The 13,484-nt window shown below is 58.1% G+C and carries 12 protein-coding genes; 7 read left to right on the top strand and 5 right to left on the bottom strand.

Annotation, left to right across the window (positions count from 1 at the left end; translation table 11 throughout):
• The first annotated feature begins 184 nt into the window (after window positions 1-184).
• Window positions 185-658, top strand: coding sequence for a bacterioferritin (gene bfr, locus FHW68_RS18495; protein ID WP_095632271.1), 474 nt, complete (start codon window positions 185-187; stop codon window positions 656-658).
• Window positions 659-898: 240 nt separating this feature from the next.
• Here the strand turns inward: bfr and grxD are convergent, their stop codons facing one another.
• From grxD to FHW68_RS18480, 3 genes are all read right to left on the bottom strand, one after another.
• Window positions 899-1,240 (bottom strand): Grx4 family monothiol glutaredoxin, encoded by a 342-nt coding sequence (gene grxD / locus FHW68_RS18490; protein ID WP_095632272.1) that lies wholly within the window; start codon window positions 1,238-1,240, stop codon window positions 899-901.
• 97 nt (window positions 1,241-1,337) lie between these two features.
• Window positions 1,338-3,446, bottom strand: a complete 2,109-nt coding sequence (locus FHW68_RS18485) for a molybdopterin oxidoreductase family protein (protein WP_095632273.1) — start codon at window positions 3,444-3,446, stop codon at window positions 1,338-1,340.
• Window positions 3,447-3,580: 134 nt separating this feature from the next.
• Window positions 3,581-3,871: a hypothetical protein gene (locus FHW68_RS18480; RefSeq protein ID WP_095632274.1), complete on the bottom strand. Its 291-nt coding sequence runs from the start codon at window positions 3,869-3,871 to the stop codon at window positions 3,581-3,583.
• A 406-nt stretch (window positions 3,872-4,277) separates the two neighbouring features.
• On the opposite strand from FHW68_RS18480, the gene argF reads away from it, so the two are divergent.
• A complete protein-coding gene (argF, locus tag FHW68_RS18475; RefSeq protein WP_032830187.1) occupies window positions 4,278-5,198 on the top strand; it encodes an ornithine carbamoyltransferase in 921 nt (306 codons plus the stop codon).
• Complete coding sequence (locus tag FHW68_RS18470) at window positions 5,195-6,304, top strand: ABC transporter ATP-binding protein (RefSeq protein ID WP_095632275.1); 1,110 nt, start codon at window positions 5,195-5,197, stop codon at window positions 6,302-6,304. Before argF ends, FHW68_RS18470 begins: the two co-directional genes overlap by 4 nt.
• Before the next feature lie 122 nt (window positions 6,305-6,426).
• Here the strand turns inward: FHW68_RS18470 and FHW68_RS18465 are convergent, their stop codons facing one another.
• The gene (locus tag FHW68_RS18465) at window positions 6,427-7,209 is read right to left on the bottom strand and encodes a PhzF family phenazine biosynthesis protein (RefSeq protein WP_183682134.1); all 783 of its coding nucleotides are present in this window, start codon (window positions 7,207-7,209) and stop codon (window positions 6,427-6,429) included.
• Between the two features lie 111 nt (window positions 7,210-7,320).
• Window positions 7,321-7,791, bottom strand: a complete 471-nt coding sequence (gene ybaK, locus FHW68_RS18460; protein WP_183682131.1) for a Cys-tRNA(Pro) deacylase — start codon at window positions 7,789-7,791, stop codon at window positions 7,321-7,323.
• A 368-nt stretch (window positions 7,792-8,159) separates the two neighbouring features.
• Here ybaK and FHW68_RS18455 point away from each other — a divergent pair, with 368 nt between their 5' ends.
• The 4 genes from FHW68_RS18455 (at window position 8,160) to glpD (ending at window position 13,257) form a co-directional block, all read left to right on the top strand.
• Window positions 8,160-9,011: an MIP/aquaporin family protein gene (locus tag FHW68_RS18455; protein ID WP_095632278.1), complete on the top strand. Its 852-nt coding sequence runs from the start codon at window positions 8,160-8,162 to the stop codon at window positions 9,009-9,011.
• Window positions 9,012-9,079: 68 nt separating this feature from the next.
• Window positions 9,080-10,585: a glycerol kinase GlpK gene (gene glpK, locus FHW68_RS18450; RefSeq protein WP_095632279.1), complete on the top strand. Its 1,506-nt coding sequence runs from the start codon at window positions 9,080-9,082 to the stop codon at window positions 10,583-10,585.
• A gap of 83 nt (window positions 10,586-10,668) precedes the next feature.
• Window positions 10,669-11,424: a DeoR/GlpR family transcriptional regulator gene (locus FHW68_RS18445; protein WP_095632280.1), complete on the top strand. Its 756-nt coding sequence runs from the start codon at window positions 10,669-10,671 to the stop codon at window positions 11,422-11,424.
• A gap of 294 nt (window positions 11,425-11,718) precedes the next feature.
• Window positions 11,719-13,257 carry a glycerol-3-phosphate dehydrogenase gene (gene glpD, locus FHW68_RS18440; protein ID WP_183682128.1) on the top strand — a complete coding sequence of 513 codons (1,539 nt, stop codon included), beginning with the start codon at window positions 11,719-11,721 and terminating at the stop codon, window positions 13,255-13,257.
• Window positions 13,258-13,484 lie beyond the last annotated feature (227 nt).

Here is a 13,484-nt window from a genome sequence, read left to right as displayed (position 1 = left end):
GAACCGGACTTGATGTCCGGTTTTTTTATGTCTGAAAATCAATCGCTTACGCACTAGACGCGGAACACAAACATTCTTATTCCGATTAATTTTCATTTAAGTTTCAATAACTTAGGTTTGACACTCTTAATCACGCGGCTCAAACTCTGCCTCATAAACAGCTAATACAGGGCAGGACCCCATCATGAAAGGCGACATTACAGTCATCCAGCACCTCAACAAAATCCTTGGCAATGAGCTGGTCGCGATCAATCAATACTTTCTGCATGCGCGCATGTATGAAGATTGGGGTCTGAACAAGCTCGGCAAGCACGAGTACGACGAATCCATCGACGAGATGAAGCACGCCGACAAGCTGATCAAGCGCATCCTGTTCCTTGAAGGCCTGCCGAACGTCCAGGACCTGGGTAAGCTGAACATTGGCGAACACACCAAGGAAATGCTTGAGTGTGACTTGAAGATCGAACGCGACGGCCATGCCGATCTGAAAGTCGCTATCGCTCACTGCGAAACTGTTGGTGACTTCGGTAGCCGTGAACTGCTCGAAGACATTCTTGAATCCGAAGAAGAACATATCGACTGGCTGGAAACCCAATTGGGCCTGATCGATAAAGTCGGTCTTGAGAACTATCTGCAGTCGCAGATGGGCGACGAGTAAATTCTGCACCGTTAATTGCGATGCAATAAAAAGCCCCGCTCTCTTTCAAAGAGGCGGGGCTTTTTTATGTGCGCTATCTCGTCCTGAAACGGGTGTAAACCTATTTCAGGACGAGACACGCTCTTGTAGGAGCGAGGCTTGCCCGCGAAGAACGATGATGCGGTTTATCAATAACACCGCGTTATCGTTCTTCGCGGGCAAGTCGGATCGCCGCCCGCTCGCTCCTACACAGGTATCGAATCAGGCGTCGGTCTTGTTGGCAGCAGCAGCTTCAACAGCAGCTTTGATCGTTGCTTGCAACGAACCGTCAGCAGCCATTTCAGTCATGATGTCGCTGCCCCCGATCAGCTCGCCACCAACCCACAATTGCGGGAAGGTTGGCCAGTTGGCGTATTTGGGCAGGTTGGCGCGGATTTCCGGGTTCTGCAGGATGTCCACATAGGCAAACTTTTCGCCACAGGCCATTACAGCCTGTGCGGCTTTCGCGGAGAAGCCACACTGTGGGGCATTCGGCGAGCCTTTCATGTAAAGCAGAATGGTGTTGTTGGCAATCTGCTCTTTAATCGTTTCGATGATATCCATGGAGCACCTCGGCTGAACTTTCCGACTCAGTGGTCGGCACGGTGGCGCATTGTAACGGAAACCCGAGCGCCATGCTCGGCCTCCCCGACAGTCATGTTCACGCCGCCACTACGGTCACCGGTACGCCGTTCAACGCCGCATTACCCGACAACTCATCGAGCTGACGTTCGTCAGTCAGGTCATTGGCGCTGGAGCCGGGTTGACCGCTGGCAATCGTCATCTGCACACCCGGTCGTGCATGACCCCAACCGTGAGGAAGGCTGACCACACCTTTCATCATATCCACGCTGGCGACCACTTCAACCTCGATCACCCCGACCCGCGAACTGACGCGCACCCGCTGCCCATCGCTGATTCCGCGGCAGGCCAAGTCATCCGGGTTCATCAACAATTGATGGCGCGGTTTGCCTTTCACCAGACGGTGATAATTGTGCATCCACGAATTATTGCTGCGCACGTGGCGGCGGCCGATCAGCAGCAACTCGTCGGCAGCCGGTGCTTGCAGTGCGGCGAAGCGCGCCAGGTCGGCGAGAATCTGGGCGGGTGCCGCCTGGACTCGCTGATTGGCCGTTTTCAAGCGCGGCGCCAGATTGGGTTTGAGCGCCCCGAGATCAATACCATGAGGATGATCGAACAGGGTCGCCAGTGACAGCTTATGGTGCGAAGCGTCGCCATACAGGCCCATCCGCAACCCGTGATCGATCATCTGCGCCGGCGCGATGGTCGGTTTAAGTTCCTTGCCGGTCCTGGCCGCAAAGGCTTTGGCCAGCCCCACGAAGATTTCCCAGTCATGCAGCGCGCCTTCAGGCTTGGCCAGGATCGCCCGATTGAAGCGGGTGACGTTGCGCACCGCGAACAGGTTGAACGTGGTGTCGTAATGATCGTTTTCCAGTGCCGACGTCGACGGCAGGATCAGGTCGGCATAACGGGTGGTTTCATTGATGTACAGGTCAACACTCACCATGAACTCCAACCCGTCCAGGGCCTGCTCCAGTTGTCGGCCATTGGGCGTGGACAGCACCGGGTTACCCGCGACGGTGATCAGCGCGCGGACCTGCCCTTCCCCTTCGGTGAGCATCTCTTCGGCCAGCGCCGATACGGGCAATTCTCCGGCGTATTCCGGACGCCCGGACACGCGGCTCTGCCAGCGGTTGAAATGCCCGCCCGAGGTCGACGCCACCAGATCCACCGCAGGCTCGGTGCACAACGCACCGCCCACCCGGTCGAGGTTGCCGGTGACCAGATTGATCAGTTGCACCAGCCAATGGCACAGGGTGCCGAAAGCCTGGGTCGAAACCCCCATTCGCCCATAGCAGACCGCTGTCGGCGCTGCCGCGAAGTCGCGTGCCAGTTGGCGGATCTGCTCGGCGGGCACCGCGCAGAGTGGGCTCATGGCCTCGGCAGTGAAACCCGCGATCGCTTCACGCACCTCATCCAGGCCGTCGACGGGTAAATGACTGTCGCGGCTCAAGCCTTCGGCGAACAAAGTATTGAGCAGCCCGAACAACAGCGCCGCGTCGCCACCGGGGCGCACGAACAGATGCTGATCAGCCATCGCCGCCGTCTCGCTGCGACGCGGATCGACCACCACCACTTTGCCGCCCCGGGCCTGAATCGCCTTGAGGCGCTTCTCCACATCCGGCACGGTCATGATGCTGCCATTGGAGGCCAGTGGATTGCCGCCCAGGATCAGCATGAAATCGGTGTGATCGATGTCCGGGATCGGCAGCAGCAAGCCGTGGCCATACATCAAATGACTGGTCAGGTGATGGGGCAATTGATCGACCGACGTCGCGGAAAACCGGTTGCGGGTTTTCAGCAGGCCGAGGAAATAATTGCTGTGGGTCATCAACCCGTAGTTGTGTACGCTGGGATTGCCCTGATAGACCGCCACCGCGTTCTGCCCGTGACGCTCCTGGATCGCCGCCAGACGCTCGGCTACAAGACTGAAAGCGTCTTCCCATTCCATAGGTTGCCATTCGCTGCCTGTCCGTCGCATCGGCTGACGCAGGCGATCCGGATCATTCTGAATGTCTTGCAGGGCAACCGCTTTGGGGCAGATGTGCCCGCGACTGAAGGTGTCCTGTGGATCCCCCTTGATCGAGGTGATTTGTACGTCGCCGCCTTCGACCTCGGTGGTTTCGATGGTCAGGCCGCAGATGGCTTCACACAGGTGGCATGCACGGTGATGGAGAGTCTTGGTCATGGCCAGTCTCTGTTTTATTCTGGGCGGGCAATAGCGGCCGCGGGAACAAAACTATGGCGCGCGATCCGCCCCTTTGCCAGCCATGTTCGTCTTGTGAATCGGCGACCATCAGGCCAGCCGATGGCAGCAAGGGATCAGTTTGACGGCAGACTCGGCGGCGCCTGCAACTGGATCTCCTCGATGGTTTCGATCTGCTCGTGGGCAACATGCACGCCCGTGAGCTCGCCGATCAGTCGCCAATGCTCGTCCAGCCCGGCGCTGATGGTGGCCATGCGGTCAATCATGTGCCGACCGGCCGCCTTCGTGACTTCGTCTTCACTGCGCAACAACTCGAAAGACATCGAGGTCATGGACGCAGTGAGGTGAGTCAGAGAGCGGGCCGTCAGCCCGAGTAATTCCATTAACAGCTGTTCTTTCGATTCCATTCCGGATCGCTTCCTGCATCGCTCGTGCCTTAGTTATAACGCAGCACTTTGCTTTAGCAAATGTTTCGGACAAGACACATTGCCCGCCAAAGGCCCGAATAACAGGTCAAAAACCGACCGCCAGCGTGTCGCCCGCGCCCTGTTTGATTGCCAAGCCCGGCGAGCGCGGTGTACAAATGGTTAGCTGCTGTCAGGAAACAGGCTTCAAAAGCGCTACTGCAATCACCCGTAGCCCCTCTGAAATCCCCTAAACACCGTAGCCCATTGGAAAAACGCGACATTTAATGTCAATATCGCGCCTTCCCCTATTTCGTCGCCCCGTGCGGCTTACGCCGCAGGTCTCGCCCGTTTTTCAGTTAAACAAGGCTTTGAGTATCTGCGGTCTGTTGCAAAAAGGTAGTCAATGATGAGCGCAAGGCACTTTCTCTCCCTGATGGATTGCACGCCCGAAGAGCTGGTCAGCGTGATCCGTCGAGGCGTTGAGCTCAAGGACCTGCGTAACCGCGGCGTACTGTTCGAGCCTTTGAAAAACCGGGTCCTGGGGATGATTTTCGAGAAGTCCTCGACCCGCACCCGTATTTCGTTCGAAGCCGGCATGATCCAGCTCGGCGGCCAGGCGATATTCCTGTCGCCACGCGACACCCAATTGGGTCGTGGCGAGCCGATCGGCGACTGCGCCATCGTCATGTCGAGCATGCTCGATGCGGTGATGATCCGTACCTTTGCCCATAGCACCCTGACCGAATTCGCCGCCAATTCCCGCGTGCCGGTGATCAACGGCCTGTCCGACGATCTGCACCCCTGCCAGTTGCTGGCCGACATGCAAACCTTCCTCGAACATCGCGGTTCGATTCAAGGCAAGACCGTGGCCTGGATCGGCGATGGCAACAACATGTGCAACAGCTATATAGAAGCGGCGATCCAGTTCGACTTCCAGTTGCGCATCGCCTGCCCGGAAGGTTACGAACCCAATCCTGAGTTTGTGGCTAAAGCCGGCGATCGGGTGACCATCGTCCGCGATCCGCAAGAAGCCGTGCGCGGCGCGCACCTGGTGAGCACCGATGTCTGGACCTCAATGGGCCAGGAAGAGGAAACCGCCAAGCGCCTGAAGTTGTTCGCACCTTTCCAGGTCAACCGTGCCCTGCTCGACCTCGCCGCGCCGGACGTATTGTTCATGCATTGCCTGCCCGCTCACCGTGGGGAGGAAATCAGCCTCGACCTGCTCGACGACTCACGCTCAGTGGCCTGGGATCAAGCGGAAAACCGTCTTCACGCACAAAAGGCCTTGCTCGAATTCCTCGTCCCGCCTTCATACCACCACGCATGAGCCAGCCATTACTGCTGAATTTGCGCAACCTGGTCTGCGGTTACCAAAACCAGCGGGTTGTGCAGAACCTCAACCTGCATTTGAATGCCGGCGATATCGGTTGCCTGCTGGGGTCTTCGGGCTGCGGCAAAACCACCACCCTGCGGGCGATTGCCGGTTTTGAACCGGTGCATGAAGGGGAAATCCAGTTGGCGGGCGAGACCATCTCCAGCGCCGGCTTCACCCTCGCCCCGGAGAAGCGCCGGATTGGCATGGTGTTTCAGGATTACGCACTGTTTCCGCATTTGAGCGTGGCCGAGAACATTGCTTTCGGGATCCGCAAGCACCCGCAAAAGGATCGCATCACCGAAGAACTGCTCGAACTGGTCAACCTGAAAAACCTCGGCAAGCGCTTCCCCCACGAGCTGTCCGGTGGCCAGCAGCAACGTGTGGCGTTGGCCCGCGCCCTGGCGCCGGAACCACAACTGCTGTTGCTCGACGAACCGTTTTCCAACCTCGACGGTGAATTGCGACGCAAGCTCAGTCATGAAGTACGCGCCATTCTCAAGGCTCGCGGCACCAGCGCAATCCTGGTGACCCACGATCAGGAAGAAGCCTTCGCGGTCAGTGACCATGTCGGTGTTTTCAAGGAAGGTCGCCTGGAGCAGTGGGATACGCCCTACAACCTTTATCACGAACCCCTGACGCCATTCGTGGCCAGTTTCATTGGCCAGGGTTACTTCATTCGCGGCCAATTGAGCAGCCCGGAGTCGGTGCAAACCGAGTTGGGTGAATTACGCGGCAACCGTGCCTACACCTGGCCAATCGGTTGTGCTGTGGATGTGTTGTTGCGTCCGGACGATATCGTCTATGCGCCGGACAGCCCACTGAGGGCGCAGATTGTTGGCAAGAGTTTCCAGGGCGCATCAACCTTGTATCGCTTGCTGTTACCTACGGGCGCGCAGCTGGAATCGATTTTCCCGAGTCATGCCGATCATCTGGTCGGTGCTGAAGTCGGCATTCGGGTGGCGGCTGAACACCTGGTGCTGTTCCAGGCTTCCGGCAGCATGGCGGCGCAGATTCCGGTGATCGAATCCGGTGTTCGGCGGTACAGCTCCGCCAGCTGACACCGGAACCTGTAGGAGCGTGGCTTGCCCGCGAAGGCGTCATGTCAGTCAATGATGATGTCGACTGACACGTCGCCTTCGCGGGCAAGTCGGATCGCCGCACCGCTCGCTCCTACAAAAAATCATCCGAGCATTAATTTGCCACTTGCAACAAGCGTGGCATTGCCGCCAATACTCACTCGATCCCCTTCCAGCTGGCAAAACAATTCACCGCCTCGGGCTGAGCACTGATAAGCCATCAGGTTCGACTTGTTCAAGCGTTCCGACCAATATGGAATCAGGCTGCAATGGGTCGACCCGGTCACCGGGTCTTCGTCGATGCCGATTGCCGGGGCAAAGTATCGCGACACAAAGTCATGCTTGCTGCCCCGGGCCGTCACAATGGCGCCCAGCCATGGCAGTTTTGCCAGCGCAATCATGTCCGGCTGACAATCGAGCACCGCCTGCTCGGATTCCAGCACCACGAACAACTCGGTCGAACCCAGAATGTCGATTGCTTTCACGCCCAAGGCGCGCTCGATATCCGCGGCCACGTCCACTTCCGTCGGCACGATGACCGGGAAATCCAGCCACAAACGCTCGCCCTCACGACTGACACTCAGCGGGCCGGACTTGCAGATGAAGTCCAGCCGTTCGACCGGTTCCTTATAGACTTCGAACAGAACATAGGCGCTGGCCAGGGTTGCATGGCCGCATAACGGGACTTCGGTGGTCGGGGTAAACCAGCGGATGTGCCAGACAGGACCCTCACGCACCAGAAACGCGGTTTCGGCGAGGTTGTGTTCGGCGGCGATTTTTTGCATCAACTCATCGTCGAGCCAGGAATCGAGCCGGTACACCATCGCCGGGTTGCCACTGAATGGCCGATTGCTGAACGCGTCGACCTGATGAAACTCTAGCTGCATGCCATTTCCTCCCTTTTTCAGGTCGACGAGCATGAAGCCAGGAAGAACCCTTCACCAGTGACAGAACCCATCAATTTCCACCATACAGGCTGAGCGTCCAAAGTCTTCCGTTCAGGCGCGGCCGATATCGGCGAACTTCGCCTGGGTATGTTCGGCCAACGCCGCCGGCGCCAGTTCGACTTCCAGCCCACGTCGTCCGGCGCTGACGAAGATGCTGGGAAAAGGCTGAGCCGAATGATCGATAAAGGTACGCAGGCGTTTCTTCTGCCCCAGCGGACTGATGCCGCCTAACAGATAACCTGTCGAGCGCTGTGCAGCCGCGGGATCGGCCATTTCAACTTTCTTCACCCCTGCGGCCTGCGCCAGCGCCTTCAGGTCCAGACTTCCGACGACCGGCACCACCGCCACCAACAATTCCCCTTTTTCGCTGGCCGCCAGCAATGTCTTGAATACCTGCGCCGGGTCCAACCCCAGTTTTTCCGCGGCCTCCAGACCATAGGACGCTGCCTTCGGATCATGTTCGTAACTGTGCAGGCGATGTTCGGCACGAACTTTTTTCAACAAATCCAATGCGGGGGTCATGGCAGCTCCAAGCTTGGCGGCAGAAGAAAAATACTGGGCACGATTCTAGGTCATTGATCAATAAAAGGCTCTATTTCGGCGCTATTTCAAAGGCTGGAGCCCCTATCTCGCCGTTCGATCAAGGCCGATTTGGCTGATTAACAACAAAGTCATTCACAGGACTAATAGTTGAATTATGACCAGCGGTTCACTTTCGACCTTTGACAGCAGCGTTTCTTGTCTATATTTTTTCGAATCTGAATACTGCACGAATGTCTCATCGCCGCACCCAGCAGTAAGCCGAGCTCCGGATGGGGATCCTGACTTGGTGAAAATCGCACTTTGACTTTGATCAAAAGCGCCAGACAACAACAAAAACGAGGTTTTCAATGACAACTGCTTTACAACAACCGTCGCTCTCGAGCCAATGCATGGCTGAGTTTCTGGGGACTGCACTGCTCATCTTTTTCGGTACCGGTTGCGTTGCCGCGCTCAAGGTAGCGGGTGCCAGCTTCGGGCTGTGGGAAATCAGCATCATCTGGGGAGTTGGCGTCAGCATGGCGATCTACCTCACCGCCGGTGTTTCCGGTGCGCACCTCAATCCTGCCGTGAGTATCGCGCTAAGCATTTTCGCCGACTTCGAAAAGCGCAAACTGCCTTTCTATATCTTCTCCCAAGTGGCCGGTGCCTTTTGCGGGGCCTTGTTGGTTTACACGCTGTACAGCAACCTTTTCTTCGATTTCGAACAAACTCACCAAATGGTTCGTGGAACCCAGGCCAGCCTTGAATTGGCATCGGTGTTCTCCACTTTCCCGAACCCTGCCCTGACCACTGCCCAGGCCTTTTTGGTTGAAGTGATCATCACCGCCATATTAATGGGCGTGATCATGTCGTTGACCGACGACAACAATGGCCTGCCCAAAGGGCCGCTGGCACCGCTGCTGATTGGCCTGCTGATTGCCGTGATCGGCAGCTCGATGGGCCCGTTGACCGGTTTCGCGATGAACCCGGCTCGCGACTTCGGTCCTAAACTGATGACTTTCTTCGCCGGCTGGGGTGAAATTTCCTTCACTGGCGGGCGCGATATCCCGTACTTCCTGATCCCGATTTTTGCACCGATTGTCGGTGCCTGCCTCGGTGCTGCAGCGTATCGCGGGCTGATTGCCCGTCATCTGCCCAGCGCCATACCTGCTACAAAGGATGCAGCACCGGCCATTGACGGCAAACCAAGAACGTCTTGAAACCGTTGGCGCATGCTCCTGTCCACGCGCCTGACCTCACTTCCCAACTTTCGTCCCAGGCAATCGACATGACCGACATTCAGAATAAGAACTACATCATTGCCCTCGATCAGGGTACGACCAGCTCCCGCGCGATTATTTTCGACCGTGACGCCAATGTGGTCTGCACTGCCCAGCGCGAATTCGCACAGCATTACCCGCAAGCCGGTTGGGTCGAACATGACCCGATGGAAATCTTCGCCACCCAAAGCGCCGTGATGGTCGAGGCTCTGGCGCAGGCCGGCCTGCATCACGATCAGGTCGCAGCCATCGGCATCACCAACCAGCGCGAAACCACCGTGGTCTGGGACAAGACCACCGGCCGCCCGATCTACAACGCGATCGTCTGGCAGTGCCGGCGCAGTACCGAGATCTGCCAACAGCTCAAGCGCGATGGCCACGAGCAATACATCAGCGACACCACGGGCCTGGTCACCGACCCGTACTTCTCCGGCACCAAGCTCAAGTGGATCCTCGACAACGTCGAAGGCAGCCGTGAACGTGCGCGCAAGGGTGAACTGTTGTTCGGTACTGTCGACAGCTGGCTGATCTGGAAATTTACCGGCGGCAAAGTACACGTCACCGACTACACAAACGCCTCGCGCACCATGCTCTTCAACATCCACACGCTGGAGTGGGACGCGAAGATGCTGGAGGTCCTCGACATCCCGCGCGAGATGCTGCCGGAAGTTAAATCCTCGTCCGAAATCTACGGCCACACCAAAAGTGGCATCGCCATTGGCGGTATCGCCGGCGACCAGCAGGCAGCCCTCTTCGGCCAGATGTGCGTCGAGCCAGGCCAGGCGAAAAATACCTACGGTACCGGTTGCTTCCTGCTGATGAACACCGGCGACAAAGCGGTGAAATCCAGACACGGCATGCTCACCACCATCGCTTGCGGCCCGCGTGGCGAAGTGGCCTACGCCCTGGAAGGCGCGGTATTCAACGGTGGCTCCACCGTGCAGTGGCTGCGTGACGAGTTGAAAATCATCAACGACGCCCACGACACCGAATACTTCGCCAACAAGGTCAAGGACAGCAACGGCGTTTACCTGGTGCCGGCCTTCACCGGTCTGGGGGCGCCGTACTGGGACCCGTATGCCCGTGGCGCCTTGTTCGGCCTGACCCGCGGCGTACGCGTGGATCACATCATTCGTGCCGCACTGGAGTCGATTGCCTACCAGACCCGCGACGTCCTGGACGCCATGCAGCAGGATTCCGGTGAACGCCTCAAGTCCCTGCGCGTGGACGGCGGCGCGGTCGCGAACAATTTCCTGATGCAATTCCAGGCCGACATCCTCGGTACGCAGGTCGAGCGTCCGAAAATGCGCGAAACCACCGCGTTGGGCGCGGCTTATCTGGCCGGTCTGGCCTGTGGCTTCTGGGGCAGCCTGGACGAGTTGCGCGGCAAGGCAGTGATCGAGCGCGAGTTCGAACCGACACTGGACGAAACCGCGAAGGAAAAACTCTACGCCGGCTGGAAAAAAGCGGTCAGCCGCACCCGTGACTGGGAACCGCATGAGGGTGCTGAATAAGCCAAGGTCGGGTTCTAACTGGTAGGGAGCGGATTCCTGCGGCATCATGGGCAAATTTTGCACGGCAGCCCAAAGGAAGCCCCATGAATCTGCCTCCCCGTCAGCAGCAAATCCTCGAACTGGTCCGCGAACGCGGCTATGTCAGCATCGAGGAAATGGCCCAGCTGTTCGTCGTTACACCGCAAACCATCCGCCGCGATATCAATCAACTGGCGGAAGTCAATCTGTTGCGTCGCTACCACGGCGGCGCAGCCTACGACTCCAGCGTCGAAAACACTGCCTACGCCATGCGCGCCGATCAGATGCGCGATGAAAAACAGCGTATCGGCGAAGCCATTGCCGCTCAGATTCCCGATCACGCCTCGCTGTTCATCAATATCGGCACCACCACCGAATCCATCGCCCGGGCGCTGCTCAACCATAACCACCTGAAGATCATCACCAACAACCTGCATGTGGCCTCGATGCTCAGCGCCAAGGACGATTTCGACGTGCTGCTGACCGGTGGCAACGTGCGGCGCGACGGTGGCGTGGTGGGTCAGGCGAGTGTCGATTTCATAAACCAGTTCAAGGTCGACTTCGCCCTGGTCGGCATCAGCGGCATTGATGAAGACGGCAGCCTGCTGGATTTCGATTATCAGGAAGTGCGGGTATCCCAGGCGATCATTGCCAATGCCCGGCAGGTGATTCTGGCTGCCGACTCCAGCAAATTCGGGCGCAACGCCATGATTCGTCTGGGGCCGATCAGCCTGATCGATTGCCTGGTCACCGATCAGCCTCCTTCACCGGCCTTGGCGCAGTTGTTGAGCCAGCACAAGATTCGGTTGGAAGTCGTGTAAGCACATCGGTCCCCTGTGGCGAGGGGGCTTGCCTCCGTTGGGCCGCGAAGCGGCCCCAAAACATTCACCGCCAATCCTCAGTTAAACATCGCAACCCGCTCTGCGACTGCTGCGCAGTCGACGGGGGCAAGCCCCCTCGCCACAAATGTTCGTAAATTTTCCTTTAAGCGTCCTTCGATCAGTATTTTCAATCGAAGTTGACTGGCTGCGCGCGTCTTTATGGGCTAGTATTTTCGCAAATGAACATTAATGTTCGAATTCCAATATAGAAAATCTAAAGCCCGAGGCCAGCCGATGCCCACTTCTACCTTGCCTACGCCCCCTCTCGCCGAGGTTTACGATATCGCCGTCATCGGTGGTGGGATCAATGGCGTGGGGATCGCAGCGGATGCCGCCGGTCGCGGTCTTTCGGTGTTCCTTTGCGAAAAGGATGACCTGGCCAGCCACACCTCGTCCGCCAGCAGCAAGCTGATCCACGGCGGTCTGCGCTACCTTGAACATTATGAATTTCGCTTGGTGCGCGAAGCCCTCGCCGAGCGCGAAGTACTGCTGGCCAAGGCGCCGCACATTGTCAAACAGATGCGTTTCGTGCTGCCGCACCGCCCGCACCTGCGTCCGGCCTGGATGATCCGCGCCGGCCTGTTCCTTTATGATCACCTGGGCAAGCGAGAAAAACTCGAAGGCTCGAAAAGCCTGAAGTTCGGCCCGGACAGCCCGCTGAAAAACGAAATAACCAAAGGCTTCGAATATTCCGATTGCTGGGTCGACGACGCACGCCTGGTGGTGCTCAACGCCATGGCCGCCCGCGAGAAAGGCGCTCACGTCCATACCCAAACCCGTTGCGTCAATGCCCGTCGCACCAAGGGCTTGTGGCACCTGCACCTGGAACGCGCCGATGGCAGCCTGTTTTCGATCCGCGCCAAAGCACTGGTGAACGCAGCCGGCCCGTGGGTTGCCCAGTTCATCCGTGACGACCTGAAGATGGAATCGCCGTACGGCATCCGTCTGATCCAGGGCAGCCACCTGATCGTGCCGAAGCTGTATGAAGGCGAACACGCGCACATTCTGCAAAACGAAGACCAGCGCATCGTCTTCACCATCCCGTACTTGAACCACTTCACCCTGATCGGCACCACCGACCGTGAATACACGGGCGACCCGGCGAAAGTCGCGATCACTGAAGGCGAAACCGATTACCTACTCAGAGTGGTCAACGCCCACTTCAAGAAGCAGGTCAACCGCGACGATATCCTGCACAGTTATTCCGGCGTGCGTCCGCTGTGCAACGACGAATCCGACAACCCCTCGGCCGTCACCCGCGACTACACCCTGGCATTGTCGGGCGGTGCCGACGAAGCGCCGCTGCTGTCGGTGTTCGGCGGCAAACTGACGACTTACCGCAAACTGGCCGAATCGGCACTGGCGCAACTGGCTCCATACTTCACGCACATCAAGCCAAGCTGGACTGCCGGCGCGCCCCTGCCCGGCGGCGAAGACATGACCACGCCGCAGGCCTTGAGCTCGCGGCTGCGCGACAAGTTCGACTGGGTGCCCACCGAGATCGCCCGACGTTGGGCCACCACCTATGGCAGCCGCGCCTGGCGCATGCTCGAAGGTGTGGAAAACCTTGATGATCTGGGCGAACACATCGGCGGCGGTCTCTACACGCGCGAAGTGGATTACTTGTGCTGCGAAGAATGGGCGAGCACCGCCGACGACATTCTGTGGCGCCGCACAAAGCTTGGGCTGTTCACCACCCCGGCGGAACAGCAAAAGCTCAAGGATTACCTGAACAAGGTCGAACAGAACCGCAGCAAGATCGAAGCGGCCTGATCGGGAATCCGGTTAAAACGAAGCCCCTGAATCTCATGATTCAGGGGCTTTTTCATAACCCGCAATACTGTAGGAGCGAGGCTTGTCCGCGAATGGATCACCGCGGTCTGCCTGGAGCACCGCGTTATCGTTCTTCGCGGGCAAGCCTCGCTCCTACATCTATGGTTACCCCCTTTTCTGCAATACTGTTTTTGATGCGTGTTTGGCTTGCTTTCATCTATCCGGCG

This window comes from Pseudomonas sp. Tn43 (genome assembly GCF_014192635.1).
In the GTDB taxonomy this organism is placed as follows: domain Bacteria; phylum Pseudomonadota; class Gammaproteobacteria; order Pseudomonadales; family Pseudomonadaceae; genus Aquipseudomonas.
The sequence above is the reverse complement of the archived record's forward strand: the minus strand, read 5'-3'. Positions and strand labels throughout refer to the sequence as shown.